We start from the raw sequence: 17,260 nt of genomic DNA, 5'->3' as shown, positions 1-17,260 counted from the left end.
CAAGCCGCGCGTTGGTTCTGCTCTTCGAGCAGATTCGCCCTAGAATCCGCCGATGTGAACGAAGGTCACGAGGACCCGCCGAAGCTCCCCACCAGAGAGCGCTCTCCTCGGCCCGGGACCGGCCGCCACCGACGGCCGCTCCCCGCCGACCTGCCCGCCGATGCCCCCGCCCTGGTCCTGGCGGTGCCGGGCAAGGCCGGAGATCCGGTGGGCCCGAGCGGGGACGTGGCCATGGAGGTCGCCTCCATCGTCAGGCTCGACAACCCGCGGATCGACCTTCGCATCGTCTCGCTGGCCGACGGCGGCGCCGACCTCACCAAGGAGTTCGCGTCCATCGCCGCCCAGCGGCCCGCGGACGGACCTGCGGCGGTGGTCGTCCCGCTCGTCACCGGGCCCCATCCGCGCGTGCTGCGCGCCGTACGGGACGCCGTGACGCAGAGCGAGGCCGCGGTGCGGGTCACCGAGCCGCTCGGCCCGCATCCGCTGCTGGCCGAGGCCCTGCACGTGCGCCTGGCCGAGGCGGGCCTGGCCCGCGCCGACCGGATGCGCCTGTTCAACGTCTCGTCCCCGGTCGACGGGATCATCGTCGCGACCGCCGGGGGCGACGAGGCCGCCCGCGGCGCCGACGCGACGGCCGTCCTGCTGGCCGCCCGTCTGACGCTCCCCGTCGTCCCCGCCGCGCTGGACGGCCAGCCGAGCGTGCGCGACGCCGCCGAGCGCCTGCGCAACATCGGGGCCAACCGGCTGGCCATGGTGCCGTACGTCATCGGCCCCGAGACCGACAGCGAGCGGATCACGACGGCCGCCGAGTCGATCGGCGCCGGGTGCGCCGAGCCCCTCGGCGCGCACGAGTCCGTGGCCCGCATGGTGTGCGTGCGATACGGCGCCGCCTTCGGCGGTTTCGACGGCTTCGACGACCTGTCGGACTGAACGGCGCCGCCGGTCAGCGCTTCACGAGCAGGTTGATCTGGGCGCCGGCCTCCTGGAACCCGAGGGCCCTGGCGACCCGTCGCGACGGCTCCGCGCGCGCTCTCCACTGCGGCAGCAGCCCGTCGGCCAGCGCGTCGGCCACCGCCGCCGAGGCCACCGCGCGAGCCAGGCCGCGACCGCGACACCGCGCCGCCGTCAGGACGGACAGTTGCGCCGCCGTGTCCAACCATGGGCGATACCCGGCGGCGGCGACCACGTCCCGGCCGTCGCGGACCACCCAGACCCCCGAGGCGATCTCCTCCACGCCGCTCTCCTCGGCGTCCTGCCTGCCCACCGAGGCCACCAGGCCGCCGATGTCCGGATGGCCCGCCGGCAGGCGTTCGACCCGGGTGCCGGTGTGGGCGGCGGCGAAGTCGCCGGCGTCGAGGTACGCGAGCGTCGCCGGGCCCAGCACGTCGCGAACGGAAAGCGGGGCGGAAAGCGGGGCGGAAAGCCGGGCGGGGAGCCGGGAAAGGTTCATACGATCGGCCGGCAGGGCGTGGCGCAACGGCTCGGCCAGATCGGCCTCGGGCACGGTGACCAGGGCGGCGCCGTCCAACGTCACGACGCCCGTCCATCCCGGCGGGCACATCCACGACTGGGGCGAGACCACCACGGTCACGCCGCCGGGCCCGGGAAACGTGACAGGGACGCGGGCCAGTCCCGCCCACAGCAGACGGGCCCGCTCCAGGGAGTTCCGCGACACCCGCTCAGCATCGCCTGACGAACATCGGAACGGAAGGTCCCGCCAAGGACCCCGCTGCAGTACGAGGGCACCAACCCTGACGGCCCCCCTCGTCATCGCCGCCGTCATCGGCTGGCCCTGGCTCGGCGCCGGCGCGCTCGTGGTGATCGGCCCGACCGCCGGTGCCGTACTGGGAGCACGGCGGCTGCTGCGCCGCCACCGTGCCCGTACCGGGAGCACGGGCGGCACCACCGAACCAGCCGCTTCATGAACGGCCGGCCACCGCCCTCGGCGGGACCAAGCGCAGGGTCTGCGACCTGCGCACATACTCGGTCGAGCCCCCTGATCCCCGACGGAACGGGGATCAGGGCAGGGGACGGCGGCCGGGGAAGCCGAGGTCGCTGCGGTGATACCAGCCCAGGGCGGTCTCCCCCTCCAGCCAGCACAGCCGTACGGACACGTCGCCGAGCACGGCGGGGAAGTCGACGAGCAGCGGGGCGACGCCCTTGATCTCGATGTCCTCGGCGTCGAACCAGCTCAGGAGCTCGTCCATCCGCGCTTCCAGGCCCTTGGCCTCCGGCACGCCGCCGAGGGGTGAGGCGCCCGCGTGCCGCAGGTCGTGGGTGAGCTCGGCCAGGTCGGCGCGGACGGCGACGAACGCGCGGGCGTGCTCAAGCACCACCGGCATCAGCGACCTGGCCTCGTCGACCGTGAAGATCCTCGCCACTCTCCGGACGCTACAGCATCGGCCCGCGCGAGGCTCACAGGCGGCGGCGCAGCAGGCAGAACTCGTTGCCCTCCGGGTCGGCCAGCACGTGCCAGCCCTCCTCGCCGGTCTGGCCCACGTCCGCCCGTACGGCGCCGATCTTGAGCAGGCGCTCCAACTCGGCCTCCTGGTCGCGGTCGGTCGGGTTGACGTCGATGTGCAGGCGCAGCTTGCCCCGTGTGGGCTCGGACACCGGCACGAAGACGAGCGTCGGCTGGAGGCCGCCGAAGCCGGTGCCCGGCGGGCCGATCTCCACGTAGCCGTCCTGACGGGTGATCACCTCGAAGCCGAGCACCTCGCACCAGAACGCGGCGAGCAGCTCGGGGTCATGGGAGTCGACGACGAGTTCGCTGATACGACAGGCCATGGCCCCGGCTTTACCCCGGGAGCGGCTCCCCATGCCGCGGGCAGTGGGCGACCTCCGGATGGACCGTCAGCCATTCGACGTGCCGGCGGCTCTCGTCGTCCATCGGCGTGTAGACCACGATGCGGGTCTCCGGCGGCGCCGCCAGCGCCATGCTGGTGGACGTCAGGCGGATCAGGCCCACCGACGAGTGCTTGAACAGCTTCATCCTGACGCCCGGCCTGGCCACGTCGTGCATCGCCCACATCCGGGCGAAGTCCGGGCTGGCCGCCGACAGCCGGGTGACGAAGCCCGTCCACGCCGGCTCGCCCACGTGCCTGCCGAAGGCCGCCCGCAGGGTGGCGACCATCTGGGGAAGCTCCTCCTCCTTGTTGACGAGCGGGCAGCAGCACTCCGGCATCGTGAACACCCGCCACAGGACGTTGCGCTCGAGCCGCGGCCGGGCGACCACCGACGCGAAGATCGTGCCGTACGCGGCGTTCCAGGCCAGCAGGTCGTAGCGGCCGTTGTAGACGCAGGCCGGCAAGGGGTCGAGCTGGCGCAGGATGGTGTGCACCTCGGCGTCCAGACAGTCCCCGTCACCGGCCGGATCGGCGATCTCCGGCATGTCCGCCAGCCGGTAGAGGTGCTCCCGCTCGGCCGCGTCCAGCCGCAGCGTGCGGGCGACGGCGTCGAGCACCTGCACCGACGCGTTGATGGGGCGGCCCTGCTCCAGCCACGTGTACCAGGTCACGCCCACGCCCGCGAGCTGGGCGACCTCCTCCCGCCGCAGGCCCGGCGTACGGCGGCGCAGGCCGGGCGGCAGCCCGACGTCCTCGGGCCGGATCCGCTCGCGCCTGCTGCGCAGGAAGGCCGCGAGCTCCTCGCGCCTGGTCTGCCTTGTGCGGGTCCCCGTCGTCACCTCTCCATCCTGGCGAGTGCGCGACCGCGTTGCCAGGTGGTGGCAGTACCAGTATCGGCAGGCTCTCGTTACCGGTATCGCGGCGGTCGCATCGTTGCCGCCATGACCACTGTCACCACCCGTGCGCCGGCCGCGCGGCGAACCTCGTCGGCACTGCTGCTCACCGTCATCCTGGCGGGGCAGTTCATGGCCATCCTCGACGCCACCATCGTCAACGTCGCCGCGCCCACGATGCGCGCCGACCTCGGGGCCACCGGCTCCGGGCTGCAACTCGTCATCTCCGGCTACACCGTGGCGTACGCGATGCTGCTGATCAGCGGGGCACGCCTCGGGGGGCTGCTCGGCTACCGGCGGCTGTTCCTCACCGGGCTCGTGGTGTTCACGGCCGCGTCGCTGATGTGCGGGCTCGCCCCGTCGACCGGCGTGCTGATCGCCTTCCGGCTGGTGCAGGGCGCGGGAGCCGCCCTGATGGTGCCCCAGGTGCTCAGCCTGATCCAGGTCACCTTCGACGGCGCCGCGCGGGGGCGGGCGCTCGGCGTCTACGCCACGGTCATCTCGGCGGGCGCGGTCGTCGGCCAGGTGTTCGGCGGACTGCTGGTGACCGCCGACCTGTTCGGCACGGCCTGGCGGCCGGTCTTCCTGGTCAACGTGCCGATCGGGCTCGCGCTGCTGGCCGTCGGCGCCCGGACTCTGCCCGCCGCGCACGTACGGCGTGAGCAGGGGCTCGACGTGCCCGGCCTGGTCACCCTGTCGCTCGCCGTCTGCCTGCTGGTCGTGCCGCTCGTGCTCGGACACGAGGAGGACTGGCCACTGTGGGGGTGGGTCGCGATGGGCCTGTCGGTTCTCGCGTTCTGCGCGTTCCTGCTCGTGGAGCGGCGGGCCGCGCATCCGCTCGTCCCCGGCCGCCTGTTGCGCGCCCCCGGGGTGGCCGCCGCCGCGTCGGGCGTCTTCCTCGTCATGGCGGCGTACGGCGGCTGGCTGTTCGCCATGGCCCTCCACCTGCAGGGCGGCCTCGGCGACAGCGCCCTGCGGGCGGGCTGCCTGTTCATCCCCGCGGCCGCCGCCTTCGGGCTCACCAGCCTCAACTGGAAGCGGCTACCGGCCCGCCTGCACCGGCCGATGATCGTCGTGTCCGCAGTCGTGACCGCCGCCGGTGAGCTGGCCCTGACGTGGGCGCTGGCCGGCGGCGGCCACGGCGAGCCGCTGCTGGAGATCAGCTTCGTGGCCATCGGGGCCGGCATGGCGGGCACGTTCAGCCCGCTCATGGCGGTGGCGCTGGCCCGGGTCGCGCCCGCAGACGCGCCCGACGCCAGCGGCCTGCTGGCGATGACGCTCCAGCTCGGCCAGGTCGTCGGCGTGGCCGTCTTCGGCACGCTGTTCCTCAGCCTCACCCCGTCCGCGCACGCCGCCACGGTGACGTCGCTGTCACTGGCCGCGGTCTCACTGGCCGCGGGCGGGTGCGCGCTTCCTCTCCTGCGCACCCGTCGAAACCCCGGATGAGCACTCGGACGAGCGCTCAGATGAGGCCGAGGGCGAGCATCGCGTCCGCCACCCTCCTGAAGCCGTCGATGTTGGCGCCCGCCACGTAGTCGCCCGGCATGCCGTACGTATCGGCCGTCTCCAGGCAGCGGGCGTGGATGTCGCTCATGATCTCCTGGAGCTTCCGCTCCGAGTACTCGAACGTCCACGAGTCGCGGCTGGCGTTCTGCTGCATCTCCAGGGCGCTGGTGGCCACGCCGCCCGCGTTGGCGGCCTTGCCGGGACCGAAGGCCACCCCGGCCTCCTGGAACACCCGGATACCCTCGGGCGTGGTGGGCATGTTGGCGCCCTCGCCGACCGCGACGCACCCGCCCCGCACCAGCGCCTCGGCGTCCTTGCCGGTGATCTCGTTCTGCGTGGCCGACGGCAGCGCCACCTCGCAGGGCACCTCCCACACGCTGTGCCCGGCGACGTACGTCGCCTCCACGCCCCGGCGCTCGGCGTAATCGCTGAGGCGGCGCCGCTCGACCTCCTTGACCTGCTTGAGGAGGTCGAGGTCGATGCCCTTCTCGTCCACCACATAGCCGGAGGAGTCGGAGCAGGCCACGACGACGCCGCCCAGCTCGCGCACCTTCTCTATGGCGTAGACGGCGACGTTGCCCGAGCCCGAGACGACCACGCGCTTGCCGTCGAACGACGTGCCCCGGGCCTTGAGCATCTCCTCGACGAAGAACGCGCAGCCGTAGCCGGTGGCCTCGGTGCGCACCTGGGCGCCACCGTAGGTCAGCCCCTTGCCGGTGATGACGCCGGACTCGTACCGGTTGGTGATGCGCTTGTACTGGCCGAACAGGTAGCCGATCTCCCGTCCCCCGACGCCGATGTCCCCCGCGGGCACGTCGGTGTACTCACCCAGGTGCCGGTACAGCTCGGTCATGAAGCTCTGGCAGAAGCGCATGATCTCCCGGTCGGAGCGGCCCTTCGGGTCGAAGTCCGCGCCGCCCTTGCCTGCGCCTATCGGCAGGCCGGTCAGGCTGTTCTTGAAGATCTGCTCGACCGCCAGGAACTTGATTATGCCGAGGTAGACGGAGGGGTGGAAGCGCAGTCCGCCCTTGTACGGCCCGAGCGCGCTGTTGAACTCGACCCGGAATCCACGGTTGATGTGCACCTCGCCCCGGTCGTCCTCCCAGGGCACCCGGAAGATGATCTGCCGTTCCGGCTCGAAGATCCGCTCGATGATCTTCTGCTCCGCGTACTCCGGGTGCTTGCCGAGCACCGGGCCGATGCTCTCCAGCACCTCGCGCACGGCCTGGTGAAACTCGATCTCACCGGAATTGCGGCGCAGGACGTTGTCGTATACCGACTCGAGCCTTTCGTGCAGCATCAACCACTCCCTAGTTGTCTGGTTTCTCCCTGTTTCACAGTAGAGGTATCCGGGTCGTGAGCAAGCACATCTCAGCGTGTGGGACGCACGAGGGCCCGCCATACATCGATGACGAGCACCGGCCGCATTCCGACCGAGCGGTACAGGCCGAGTGCGGGAGTGGTGTTGTTGCTGTCCACGTGCAGGATCGTGCCCACCCGTCCGCGCCGCTCGTCGGCCTCGAAGGCCCGCGTGAGCAGCAGCCGCCCGAGACCACGCCCGCGGAAGGCGGGCCGCACCGCCAGTGTGCGGACGTAGCCGCAGTTCTCGTCGGGCACGAAGTGGTTGGTGCCGAGCAGCATGGCCGCGGGCTCGCCGTGGACGCGGGCAAGCAGCAGCTGCGTCCAGTCGTTCGCGCTGGACGACTCCATCTCGTCTGCCCACTCGCCGAACGTCTTCGGCACGAACCCGAAGTGCTCGGCGAACCCCTCCTGCTGGACGGCGTGCGCCGTGCGCAGCACCTCCTCGCCGTCGGACGAGCCGGTCTCGACCGTGACCCCGGGCAGGAAGAGGGGCCGTACGCCGGCGTGGTCGGTCCGCATGCGGTGGAAGCTGGTCGCGGGCGCGAAGCCGCGCTCCTTGGCGGCCTCGCGCATGACCGTGTCCCGCTCGTAGAGGCTGACGTCGACGACCGCGTGGTCGTGCCCCGCCTCGCGGGCGAGGTCCCCGGCCCGGCCGAGCACCAGGTCCCACAGCAGGCCGGCCGCGCCGGGCTCCCGCGCCTGCACGTCGATGTCCACGTTGTCGCTCGCGCCCTTGCGCATGGCGTAGCCCCAGCCGAGGAGCCGCCCGCCGGAGCGGACCACCCAGCTGTCGTGCTCCAGGTCCAGCTCGCCGAGGGTGTCGGCGATGTCGTCGAGCGTCCAGTCGGGCTTGCCGGTCACTTCGATGTCGTGCTCGGCGACCAGTTCGTGGATGGCCGCCGCGTCGGCGGTCGTCGGCCGCCGGATGTCGTAGTCGTTCACACCCCTGTTTGTACGGATAGCGACTTGTGGGCGGCTTGCCGGAGAATTGGCGACATGGAACCACTGCTCAGGAAGCTGACCGGCCAGCGCGTCTTCGGCGAGCCGTACGAGAAGGACGGGGTGACCTTCATTCCCGTCGCGGCGGTGCGCGCGGGGGGCGGCTTCGGCCGCAGCCCGGAGAAGAAGGGTGGCGAGACCGCCGGAGGAGGCGGTGGCGTCGTCAACAGGCCGGTCGGGATGTTCGTCCTCAAGGACGGCGACGTGCGCTGGCAGCCGGCCTTCGATCTCAACCGTCTCATCCTGGGCGGCCAGATCCTCGCGGGCCTCGCCCTGATCGTCTACGCCGTCACCCGCCGCCCCCGCTGAGGACCGCCCCGCTGCCCGAGCCGTAGCCGAAGGCGCCCACGAGAGCGATCTCGGCCTGCCGTGCAACCTCCGAGGCGTCGCGCGCATCAGAGAGGCGAGCACGCCCGCGGCCACGGAAGGGGGGCGGATGCACATGGGGGAAAGTCCGGCGCGGGACGCCGAGTTCACCGAGTACGTGACGGCGAGGGCGCTGTGGCTGCGCAAGGTCGCCTACCTGTTGTGCGGCGACTGGCACGCGGCCGACGACCTCGTGCAGGCCACCGTGACGAAGCTCTACACCAACTGGCACCGGGCCGGCCGGGCGGACAACGTCGACGGCTACGCCCGTAGGACGCTCGTCAACACGTTCCTGGCCGAACGGCGAGCGCCATTGGCGCGTCTGACCGTGCTGCTCGGCTCCCACGACGACGTCGCGGAACGCGAGGACGACGTCGACGCGGCGCTCGACCTGCGGGCGGCCCTGGCCGCTCTGCCCCCGCGCCAGCGGGCCACCGTCGTCCTCCGGTATTTCTGCGACCTCAGCGTCGAGGAGGCGGCACGGACACTGGGCTGCTCGACCGGCAACGTGAAGAGCCAGACGGCGCGCGGCATCGACACCCTGCGCCGTCTCCTCCAGCCCCGTCCCGTCGCTTAGAGGGTGATGACCATGACCGGCGACATCGCGGACCTGGCCGCGGAGCTCAAGATGCTGGCGCAGGCGCCCGCGCCACCGATGAACCTGGACCTCGCCCGTGCACGCGAAACAGGACGAAGGAGGTTGCGCCGTCGTCGGGCCTGGACGATCGGCAGCATGGGCGCCGCCGCCCTGACCGTCGGGCTGGCGGCCATGCCGCTCGTCAGGCCGGCGCCGGAGGCGATCTCGGCGGTGACGCTGTCCACCGGATCCGCCCCGCTGATCGCGCACGCCTCGTTCGGCTGGTTGCCAGAGCCGATCGCCGGGGTCGGCTACCAGGCGGGGCCGCACGGAGACCAGATACTGGCGCGAGGGAAAGGCGACTTCGGCGCCCGGATCATTCTCAGCCTGTACGCCGCCGAACCGGAGCTGGAGGAGTTCGCCGATGGCATGGAACAGGTCGCCGTGTCCGCCCGGGTCGGCGGCCGCCCCGCCTACTGGGTCACCCACGACGCATCCGACCCTCTCAACGGAGGCGACACCTACCTGCGCTGGCGGACCGCGAGCGGCCAGTGGGCCGAGCTGCAGGCCTACTACCTGAACGTCGCCGATCCGCAGGAGGTCCTGCTGCGCGTCGCGGCCGGCGTGACCGTCGGCGACCGGGCCGTGCCGCTGCCGCTGCGCATCGACGGCCTGCCCGCCGGCGCCCGCCTCACGGAAGTGCATTTCTGGCGGCCCCCGCTACGCGGCACCGGCGCGTGGGAACTCCAGTTGTTCCTCTGGGCGAACAATCTGCCCGTCACGGTGAGCGTCAGCCCGGAAGGAGGCTCCCCGAAGCCTCCGAAGAGCACGTGCACGAGCGCCACCGGCCTCGACCTGTGCGTGCAGGTCGACGGTCCGGTGCCCGTGTCGCTGCGCGCGATCGGCGGTCCGCAAGGACTGCTCGACCGGATCACCCTGCTCGGCGCCGACGAACGCGGCTGGACGACCCACGTGATCGGCTGACGCGGAGCCCGGCCGAGTGCGTGAAAGTCTCCGCGCCACGGCCGCCGTGCCGGCCGCGCACGTGCGAACGCGCAGGTCACCAAGGTTCGGCAAGCACCTCGCCGTGACACTCGCGACCGCCCTCAGCACGGTGATCGCCTCCGCCACTCTCGTCGCGACCCAGCCGCCCGCCGCGGACGCGGCCACCGGCGGGTTCGACTTCACCCACCCGCAGGTCGCCGCCACAGGGCTGCGGGCGCCCTGGGGGATGGCCTTCCTCCCCGACGGCAGCGCGCTCGTCTCCCAGCGCGACACGGCGGACATCATGCGGGTGAGTCCCGGATCCGCGCCCGTACGGGTGGCCACGGTCCCGAACGTGTCGCCCGGGGGCGAGGGCGGCCTGCTCGGCATCGCCGTCTCCCCCACTTACGCCCAGGACCAGTGGGTCTACGCGTACTACACGAGCGCCTCCGACAACCGCGTGGTCCGGTTCCGGCTGAGCTCGCCCCAGACGCAGCAGCCGATCCTCACGGGCATCCCCCGTGGCCAGATCCACAACGGCGGGCGGATCGCGTTCGGCCCGGACGGCAGGCTGTACGTGGGCACGGGCGACGCCGGGAACTCGGCCAACGCCCAGAACCTGAACAGCCTGGGCGGCAAGATCCTGCGCATCGGGCCCGACGGCACGGTGCCCGCGGACAACCCGTTCGCCGGCTCGCCGGTCTACAGCTACGGCCATCGCAACGTGGAGGGGCTCGCCTGGGACGAGGGCGGCCGGCTGTACGCCACGGAGTTCGGCCAGAGCACCTGGGACGAGCTCAACTACATCCTTCCCGGGCGCAACTACGGCTGGCCGACCTGCGAGGGCGTGTGCGCCGACACACGCTTCACCAATCCCCTCCTGACCTGGAGCCCCGCCGAGGCGTCGCCCAGCGGCCTCGCGTACGCCCACGGCACGCTCTTCGCCGCCGCTCTGCGCGGGACACGGCTGTGGACGGTGCCGATCAGCGGCGGCAAGGCGGGCGCCCCGGTGGCCGAGCTCCAGGGGACGTACGGGCGGCTGCGCACCGTGGCCGTCGGGCCCGACCGCTCGCTCTGGGTGGCGACGAGCAACCGCGACGGCAGGGGGACCCCGGCCGCCGACGACGACCGGATCATCCGCATCCCGCCCGCGGCCCACTGACCGTCGTTCACCGCGCGTCGCGCCGGGGTCGTGAAAGTTTCCTCACCCGGGCCCCGGCGGCGGACGTACGCGCAGGCCGGCGGACGGGGCCTCCGCCGGCTGATTGCCTCGGGCGCGGCGGACGCCTTCGATGGTTGAGAGCCGGTAGCCCCCATCCCCTCCCGGGAGCGTGCGATGCGCAAGCGTCTGTCCGCGGCACTCGCGACCATCCTCTGCGCCGTGACCGCCGCCGCGGCGCTCGTCGTGACCCGGCCGACCGCCGCGGGCGCGGCCACCGGCGGGTTCGACTTCACCCACCCGCAGGTCGCCGCCACAGGGCTGCTGACGCCCTGGGGGATGGCCTTCCTCCCGGACGCCAGCGTCCTCGTGACCCAGCGCGCCACGGCGGAGATCCTGCGGGTGTACCCCGGAGGCACGTCCGTGCGGGTGACCACCGTTCCGGGCGTGCTCGCGATGGGCGAGGGCGGTCTGCTGGGCATCGCCCTGTCCCCCACCTTCCTCCAGGACCTGTTCGTCTACGTGTACTTCACCACCGCCTACGACAATCGCGTGGCCCGGTTCCGGTGGGGCTCCCCCGACGTGCTGCAGGTCGTCCTCGCCGGCATTCCCCGCGGCCAGGCCGACAACGGCGGGCGGATCGCGTTCGGCCCGGACGGCATGCTGTACGTCGCGACGGGCGACGCCGGGAACGCCGTCAACGCGCAGAACCTGAACAGCCTGGGTGGCAAGATCCTGCGGATCAGGCCCGACGGCTCGCTCCCTCCGGACAACCCGTTCACCGGCTTGCCGGTCTACAGCTACGGCCACCGCAACGTGCAGGGACTCGCCTGGGACGCGGGCGGCCGGCTGTACGCCACGGAGTTCGGCGAGGACGCCTGGGACGAGATCAACTACATCGTCCCGGGCGGCAACTACGGCTGGCCGGCCTGCCAGGGCGTGTGCGGCGACACACGCTTCCGCGGCCCCGTCGTGACCTGGCGCCCGGCCGACGCGTCGCCCAGCGGCCTGGCGTACGCCAACGGGACGCTCTTCGCCGCGGCCCTGCGCGGGACGCGGCTGTGGACGGTGCCGGCCGCGGGCGGCGGAGCGGGCACCCCGGTGGCCGAGCTCCAGGGGACGTACGGGCGGCTGCGCACCGTGGCGGTCGGGCCCGACGGCTGGCTCTGGGTGGCGACGAGCAACCGCGACGGCAGGGGGACGCCGGTCCTCGGCGACGACCGGATCATCCGGATCCCGCCCGCCGCCCCGACGGGCAACCCGTCCCCGTCTCCGTCGGTGAGCCCGTCTCCCTCGACGAGCCCCTCGCCCAGCCCGTCACCGTCTGCCAGCCCGTCCCCGCCGGCGGGTACGCGCTCGTGCGAGGCCACGATCCGGATCGTCTCCCTGTGGCCGGGAGGCTTCCGGAGCGAACTGACGGTGCGGAACACGGGCACCCTGCCCATCTCCTCGTGGACCGTCACCTTCGGTTTCCCCAAGGGAGAGCACGTGGTCCAGTTGTGGAACGGCCGCTACACCCAGTCGGGGGCCACGGTGACCGTCACCAACGAGTCCTGGAACGGCGCGCTGGCGCCGGGCCAGTCGGTGACGGTGGGGTTCGATGCCGGGCTGCCCGGCGGCACCGTCGAAGTGCCCACGCCCATCACCTGCACGGCGACCTGACGCCCCCCCGTCGCGGCCCGGTGCCCGGCGGGAGGATTTCCGTCCGGCCATGAAAGTTTCTCGCCCGGCGGCCTGTCCGGGTCCACGGGTCCGGCCAAAGCACTGGTCAGCCCGCGGGCGGCGATGGCGCGGCGTCCGGGTGATTGCTCCCGGCGCGGCGGACGCGTTCGATGGTCACGAGCCGGAACCCGACATACCGCCCCGGGAGCCTGTGATGCCCAAGCGCCTCGCCGCGGCACTCGCGACCGCACTCAGCGCCGTGACCGCCGCCGCCATGTTCGTCGTGACCCAGCCACCCCCCGCGAGCGCGGCCACCGGTGGATTCGACTTCACCCGGGCGCAGGTCGCCACCACCGGGCTGCAGGCACCGTGGGGGATCGCCTTTCTCCCCGACGGCAGCGCCATCGTCTCCGAACGCGACACGGCGAACATCGTGCAGGTACGCCCCGGATCCGCGCCCGTACGGGTGGCCACGGTCCCCAACGTGTCGCCCGCGGGCGAGGGCGGCCTGCTCGGCATCGCCGTCTCCCCCACCTACGCCCAGGACCAGTGGGTCTACGCGTATTACTCGAGCGCCTCCGACAACCGGCTGGTCCGGTTCCGGCTCAGCGCTCCGCAGACCCAGCAGGTGATCCTCTCCGGCGTTCCCCGCGCACAGTTCCACAACGGCGGGCGCATCGCCTTCGGCCCCGACGGGATGCTGTACGTGACCACGGGAGACGCCGGGACCTCCGCCAACGCCCAGGATCTGAACAGCCCGGCCGGCAAGATCCTGCGAATGCGGCCCGACGGCACGGTCCCCACGGACAACCCGTTCTCCGGCTCGCGGGTCTACAGCTACGGTCACCGCAACGTGCAGGGGCTGGCCTGGGACGAGGGCGGCCGGCTGTACGCCACGGAGTTCGGCCAGAACACCTGGGACGAGCTCAACTACATCCAGCCGGGCCGCAACTACGGCTGGCCGACCTGCGAGGGCGTGTGCAGCGACTCGCGCTTCACCAATCCCATCCAGACCTGGAGCACCTCCGAGGCCTCTCCGAGCGGTCTCGCGTACGCCAACAGCACGCTCTTCGCCGCGGCCCTGGCCGGGAAGCGACTGTGGACGGTGCCGGTCAGCGCCGGCAGCAGGACGGGCGCCCCGGTGGCCGAGTTCCAGGGGACGTACGGACGGCTGCGGGCCGCGACCGTCGGCCCGGACGGCTGGCTCTGGGTGACGACGAACAACCGCGACGGCAGGGGGACCCCTGTCGCCGACGACGACCGCGTCATCCGCGTGCCGCCCGCGGGCGGCTCGTCGCCCAGCCCCTCGGCGTCGCCGAGCGCCTCGCCCTCCTCCAGCCCCTCGCCCTCCCCCAGCCCGTCTCCGTCCGCCGGTCCGCGCGCGTGCTCCGCGGCGTACCGGGTCACCAGCCAGTGGCAGGGCGGCTTCCAGGGCGAGCTGGCGGTGCGCAACACGGGCTCCCTGCCCATCTCCTCGTGGACCGTCACCCTCACCTTCCCCAACGGCCAGAGCATCAGCCAGATGTGGGGCGGTCGCTACACCCAGTCGGGATCCACGGTGACCGTCGCCAACGAGTCCTGGAACGGTGCGCTGGCGCCGAACGCGTCGACGACGGCCGGCTTCATCGCCAGTTGGTCCGGCGGTGCCAACGGAACGCCGTCGCCCGTCACCTGCACGGCGACCTGAGGGGGGGTCAGGCTGACCGGGGCTCGACGAAGAGGGTCTGCGTGGCCGTGCCGACCTCGCCGGACTGGTCGAACAGCGTGGTGCGGGTGAGCCCGCGTCCCCTCGGGCCGATCGTCGTGGCCGCGTCCAGGCAGATCCACTCTCCTTCGGGAGCGCGGAACAAAGAGATCGTGAGGTCAACGTTGGCGAACAGGTAGGCGTCGAATTCCAGGACGCCGCTGATGCCGTTGCCGCTGTCGGCGAACATCGCGAGCCGTTCCAGCGGCGTGATCTCCTCGCCTTTCACGAGCGGCACCCGCGCCCTGCCCCACGCGACGGCGGGCCCGGCCTCGTCAAGGGAGCCCTTGACGAACCGCCAGTCCGTGGCCCTGCCATACCCGAAGCCCCGGGCGATCCACGACTCGGCGTCGCCCGGTAGCGGCGGCGGGACCGGCGCGGGCGGCGGCGCGGCCTCGCTCGCCGGGCTGCCGGTCTCCCTGATGCGCCACGCGGTCGCCCTGACCAGCTCACGCCCGCCGGAGGTGACGGAGGCACCGAGGCACTGCACGCGCCTGCCGTCCCTGATCATCTCGGTGCGCACCTCCACCTCCGCCACCGGGACGGGGGCGAACACGTCCACCGCCAGCCGGGCCAGAGGCAGATCGGGGAAACGGCCGGGAACGCGGGCGAGCTCGTGCACCAGCAGCGCGGTGACGGGTCCCATGTGCTGATGCCGCGGATCCCACGGCCCCTGGGTGTGCTCCGCCGCCTGATACCGGCCCTGGCCGAGGGGGACGTACATCGCCATGGAACAAGATTCTAGAGGCGGCCCCGAACCTCGGCCGAGCCCGGTCAGGGGGTGGCGCGCCCGACCCGGTACGTCACGTGGGTGGCGTCCGGCGTGTCCACGGTGTCCAGGTGTTCCAGCTCCGGTCCGGCGCCGTCGAACAGGACGGTGCCGGACCCCAGAAGCAGCGGGACGACGTGCAGCCGCAGACGGTCGACCAGGCCGGTCCGCAGCGCCTGCTGGACGACCGACGCGCCGCCCATCACGTGGACCCGCCTGTCGCCCGCGGCGGCCACGGCCGCTTCGATCGCGGCGGCGACCCCGCCGGTCACGAAAGTGAACGTCGTGTCGCCCTTGCACACCACCTGATGGGGCCGATGGGTCACGACGAAGACCGGCATCCGGTACAAGCCGTCGTCGCCCCAGCCGCCGGTCGCCTCGTACACCGACCGGCTCGTCACGACGGCGCCGGAGGCCGCGAACGTCGCCTCGTTGAGCCGCCGCCCCTCGTCGTGCCCGAGCCACGCGTGCAGTCGCTCGCCGCCCCTGCCAAGCCCGGGCCATTCGTCCAGGTCGGGCCCGGTGATGAACCCGTCCACCGACATCGAGATGTCCACTTCCACAATCGCCATACCCGGGTAGACGTGGTACGGCCGAAATCTCACCGGTGATCCGGCCGTCTTTTTCCGTCGGTAGGTGTATGAACGTTGCCGTGGACGACGCCGCGAGGTTCGCGGACCTGACCCGCCGATACCACCGGGAGTTGCAGGTCCACTGTTACCGGATGCTCGGGTCGTTCGACGCGGCCGAGGAGCACGTGCAGGAGGTCTTCCTGCGGGCGTGGCGCTCCAGGGACGCGTTCGAGGAGCGGGCGAGCGCCCGGACCTGGCTGTACCGCATCGCCACCAATCTCTGCCTGGACACCCTGCGGCGCACGACCCCGCCGCCGCAGCCGTACCCGGACCACCTGCTCGACGAGACTCCCGGCCCCGACGTCGTGGCCGTCGGTCGCGAGACGATCGGTCTGGCGTTCCTCGCCGCGATCCAGCTGCTGCCGCCCCGCCAGCGGGCCGTGCTCATCCTGCGCGACGTGCTGTCCTGGTCGTCGCGGCGTCGGCGAGTGGACCGGCAAGGCTGCGGTCGCCCGGGCACTGCGCCGAGACATGAACACCCCCGGCCGATGGCGGATGCTGCCGGCCGCCGCGAACCGCGGACCGGCGGTGGCCGCCTACGTCCAGGGCGCCGGCGACACCGCGTTCCGCCCCTTCGCGCTGATCGTGCCGGCCGTGGAGGCGAGCCTTCTGTCCGCGATCGACGTGTTCGAGGCACCTCACCTCTTCGCCGCGTTCGGCCTCCCGCTGAGCCTTGAACCGGCGCTCCCGGATCGGCGCCGCGAAGAGCCGCCATGAGCGCACCCGTACGCAACCGCCGGGTTGGCGGAAATAGGGTGCTCGCATGGAGTATCGACGACTTGGCACCACCGGTATGAAGGTCAGCAGGATCTGCCTGGGCATGATGAGCTACGGCGAACCGGCCAAGTGGGGCGGCTGGGTCCTGGACGAGGAGCAGGCCGAGCCCATCGTGCGCAAGGCGGCCGAGGGCGGCGTGACCTTCTTCGACACCGCCGACGTGTACTCGGGAGGCGTCAGCGAGGAGGTCACCGGACGGCTGCTGCGCAAGATCTTCCCCCGGCGCGACGACTACGTGCTGGCCACCAAGGTCTACTTCCCGATGGGCGAGGGCAGGAACGACTACGGCCTGTCCCGCAAGCACGTCATGTCGGCCATCGACGCCTCCCTCGCCCGCCTCGGCACCGACTACGTCGACCTGTACCAGATCCACCGCTGGGACGACGAGACGCCGATCGAGGAGACGATGGAGGCCCTCCACGACATCGTCCGGGCCGGCAAGGCCCGCTACATCGGCGCCTCCAGCATGTGGGCGTGGCAGTTCGCCAAGGCGCAGCACGCCGCGGACAAGCACGGCTGGACCCGGTTCGTCTCGATGCAGAACCACTACAACCTGCTCCACCGGGAGGAGGAGCGGGAGATGATCCCGCAGTGCCTCGACCAGGGAGTGGGGCTCATCCCGTGGAGCCCGCTCGCGCGCGGCCTGCTCGCCCGCGCGGCCAAGCCGGCCGACACCGTACGGCAGGTCGGCGACGGCGCCAGGCAGGAGCAGCTGTACGGCGGGCCCGCCGACGCGGCGATCCTGGAGCGGGTCGCGCGGACGGCGGCCGAGCGAGGCGTCTCCCCCGCGACCCTCTCCCTCGCCTGGCTGCTCAGCCGCCCGGGCGTGACCGCTCCGATCGTCGGCGCGACCAAGGAGCACCACGTGGACGACGCGCTCGCCGCGGCCGACCTCAAGCTCACCGAGGAGGAGATCGCCTTCCTGGCGGAGCCGTACCAGGCCCGGCCGCAGCAGTTCTAGAGCGCGACGATCCAGCCGGGGCG

At 72.3% G+C, this 17,260-nt stretch carries 18 protein-coding genes and 1 pseudogene; 11 read left to right on the top strand and 8 right to left on the bottom strand.

Annotation, left to right across the window (positions count from 1 at the left end; genetic code table 11):
* Positions 1 to 54 precede the first annotated feature (54 nt).
* Positions 55 to 930 carry a sirohydrochlorin chelatase gene (locus ACQEVJ_RS14150; protein ID WP_433100965.1) on the top strand — a complete coding sequence of 292 codons (876 nt, stop codon included), beginning with the start codon at positions 55 to 57 and terminating at the stop codon, positions 928 to 930.
* A 13-nt stretch (positions 931 to 943) separates the two neighbouring features.
* On the opposite strand, the gene ACQEVJ_RS14145 is transcribed toward ACQEVJ_RS14150, so the two are convergent.
* The 4 genes from ACQEVJ_RS14145 to ACQEVJ_RS14130 all read right to left on the bottom strand — a co-directional run bounded on the left by ACQEVJ_RS14145 (position 944) and on the right by ACQEVJ_RS14130 (position 3,685).
* Positions 944 to 1,675 carry a GNAT family N-acetyltransferase gene (locus ACQEVJ_RS14145; RefSeq protein ID WP_433100963.1) on the bottom strand — a complete coding sequence of 244 codons (732 nt, stop codon included), beginning with the start codon at positions 1,673 to 1,675 and terminating at the stop codon, positions 944 to 946.
* A gap of 343 nt (positions 1,676 to 2,018) precedes the next feature.
* Positions 2,019 to 2,381, bottom strand: a complete 363-nt coding sequence (locus ACQEVJ_RS14140; RefSeq protein ID WP_433100961.1) for a DUF2203 domain-containing protein — start codon at positions 2,379 to 2,381, stop codon at positions 2,019 to 2,021.
* Between the two features lie 34 nt (positions 2,382 to 2,415).
* Positions 2,416 to 2,787, bottom strand: a complete 372-nt coding sequence (locus tag ACQEVJ_RS14135) for a VOC family protein (RefSeq protein ID WP_433100959.1) — start codon at positions 2,785 to 2,787, stop codon at positions 2,416 to 2,418.
* Positions 2,788 to 2,797: 10 nt separating this feature from the next.
* On the bottom strand, positions 2,798 to 3,685 hold the full coding sequence (locus tag ACQEVJ_RS14130; protein ID WP_433100957.1) for a helix-turn-helix transcriptional regulator: 888 nt from the start codon (positions 3,683 to 3,685) through the stop codon (positions 2,798 to 2,800).
* Between the two features lie 102 nt (positions 3,686 to 3,787).
* Between ACQEVJ_RS14130 and ACQEVJ_RS14125 the strand changes: the two genes are divergently transcribed.
* Complete coding sequence (locus ACQEVJ_RS14125) at positions 3,788 to 5,185, top strand: MFS transporter (protein ID WP_433100955.1); 1,398 nt, start codon at positions 3,788 to 3,790, stop codon at positions 5,183 to 5,185.
* A 16-nt stretch (positions 5,186 to 5,201) separates the two neighbouring features.
* Here the strand turns inward: ACQEVJ_RS14125 and gdhA are convergent, their stop codons facing one another.
* Positions 5,202 to 6,545, bottom strand: coding sequence for an NADP-specific glutamate dehydrogenase (gdhA, locus tag ACQEVJ_RS14120; RefSeq protein ID WP_433100953.1), 1,344 nt, complete (start codon positions 6,543 to 6,545; stop codon positions 5,202 to 5,204).
* Between the two features lie 71 nt (positions 6,546 to 6,616).
* Complete coding sequence (locus ACQEVJ_RS14115; RefSeq protein ID WP_433100951.1) at positions 6,617 to 7,549, bottom strand: GNAT family N-acetyltransferase; 933 nt, start codon at positions 7,547 to 7,549, stop codon at positions 6,617 to 6,619.
* A 54-nt stretch (positions 7,550 to 7,603) separates the two neighbouring features.
* Here ACQEVJ_RS14115 and ACQEVJ_RS14110 point away from each other — a divergent pair, with 54 nt between their 5' ends.
* The 6 genes from ACQEVJ_RS14110 (at position 7,604) to ACQEVJ_RS14085 (ending at position 14,041) form a co-directional block, all read left to right on the top strand.
* A complete protein-coding gene (locus ACQEVJ_RS14110) occupies positions 7,604 to 7,915 on the top strand; it encodes a spore germination protein GerW family protein (RefSeq protein WP_433100949.1) in 312 nt (103 codons plus the stop codon).
* 127 nt (positions 7,916 to 8,042) lie between these two features.
* On the top strand, positions 8,043 to 8,549 hold the full coding sequence (locus tag ACQEVJ_RS14105) for a SigE family RNA polymerase sigma factor (RefSeq protein ID WP_433100947.1): 507 nt from the start codon (positions 8,043 to 8,045) through the stop codon (positions 8,547 to 8,549).
* Between the two features lie 12 nt (positions 8,550 to 8,561).
* A complete protein-coding gene (locus ACQEVJ_RS14100; protein ID WP_433100945.1) occupies positions 8,562 to 9,533 on the top strand; it encodes a hypothetical protein in 972 nt (323 codons plus the stop codon).
* A gap of 16 nt (positions 9,534 to 9,549) precedes the next feature.
* Positions 9,550 to 10,695 (top strand): PQQ-dependent sugar dehydrogenase, encoded by a 1,146-nt coding sequence (locus ACQEVJ_RS14095; RefSeq protein WP_433100943.1) that lies wholly within the window; start codon positions 9,550 to 9,552, stop codon positions 10,693 to 10,695.
* Between the two features lie 174 nt (positions 10,696 to 10,869).
* Positions 10,870 to 12,354 carry a PQQ-dependent sugar dehydrogenase gene (locus ACQEVJ_RS14090; protein ID WP_433100941.1) on the top strand — a complete coding sequence of 495 codons (1,485 nt, stop codon included), beginning with the start codon at positions 10,870 to 10,872 and terminating at the stop codon, positions 12,352 to 12,354.
* Between the two features lie 214 nt (positions 12,355 to 12,568).
* A complete protein-coding gene (locus ACQEVJ_RS14085; protein ID WP_433100939.1) occupies positions 12,569 to 14,041 on the top strand; it encodes a PQQ-dependent sugar dehydrogenase in 1,473 nt (490 codons plus the stop codon).
* A gap of 7 nt (positions 14,042 to 14,048) precedes the next feature.
* On the opposite strand, the gene ACQEVJ_RS14080 is transcribed toward ACQEVJ_RS14085, so the two are convergent.
* Both ACQEVJ_RS14080 and ACQEVJ_RS14075 read right to left on the bottom strand, forming a co-directional pair.
* Positions 14,049 to 14,828 (bottom strand): thioesterase family protein, encoded by a 780-nt coding sequence (locus tag ACQEVJ_RS14080; RefSeq protein ID WP_433100937.1) that lies wholly within the window; start codon positions 14,826 to 14,828, stop codon positions 14,049 to 14,051.
* 44 nt (positions 14,829 to 14,872) lie between these two features.
* Positions 14,873 to 15,439 carry a dihydrofolate reductase family protein gene (locus ACQEVJ_RS14075; RefSeq protein WP_433100935.1) on the bottom strand — a complete coding sequence of 189 codons (567 nt, stop codon included), beginning with the start codon at positions 15,437 to 15,439 and terminating at the stop codon, positions 14,873 to 14,875.
* A gap of 68 nt (positions 15,440 to 15,507) precedes the next feature.
* Between ACQEVJ_RS14075 and ACQEVJ_RS14070 the strand changes: the two are divergent.
* The 3 genes and pseudogenes from ACQEVJ_RS14070 to ACQEVJ_RS14060 form a co-directional block, all read left to right on the top strand.
* A pseudogene (locus ACQEVJ_RS14070) lies at positions 15,508 to 15,843 on the top strand (sigma factor); the annotation flags it as partial.
* Positions 15,844 to 15,970: 127 nt separating this feature from the next.
* The gene (locus tag ACQEVJ_RS14065) at positions 15,971 to 16,216 is read left to right on the top strand and encodes a hypothetical protein (protein ID WP_433113346.1); all 246 of its coding nucleotides are present in this window, start codon (positions 15,971 to 15,973) and stop codon (positions 16,214 to 16,216) included.
* 46 nt (positions 16,217 to 16,262) lie between these two features.
* On the top strand, positions 16,263 to 17,237 hold the full coding sequence (locus tag ACQEVJ_RS14060; protein WP_433100933.1) for an aldo/keto reductase: 975 nt from the start codon (positions 16,263 to 16,265) through the stop codon (positions 17,235 to 17,237).
* Positions 17,238 to 17,260 lie beyond the last annotated feature (23 nt).

It is taken from the genome of Microbispora sp. CA-102843, from assembly GCF_050936215.1.
In the GTDB taxonomy this organism is placed as follows: domain Bacteria; phylum Actinomycetota; class Actinomycetes; order Streptosporangiales; family Streptosporangiaceae; genus Microbispora.
The sequence above is the reverse complement of the archived record's forward strand: the minus strand, read 5'-3'. Positions and strand labels throughout refer to the sequence as shown.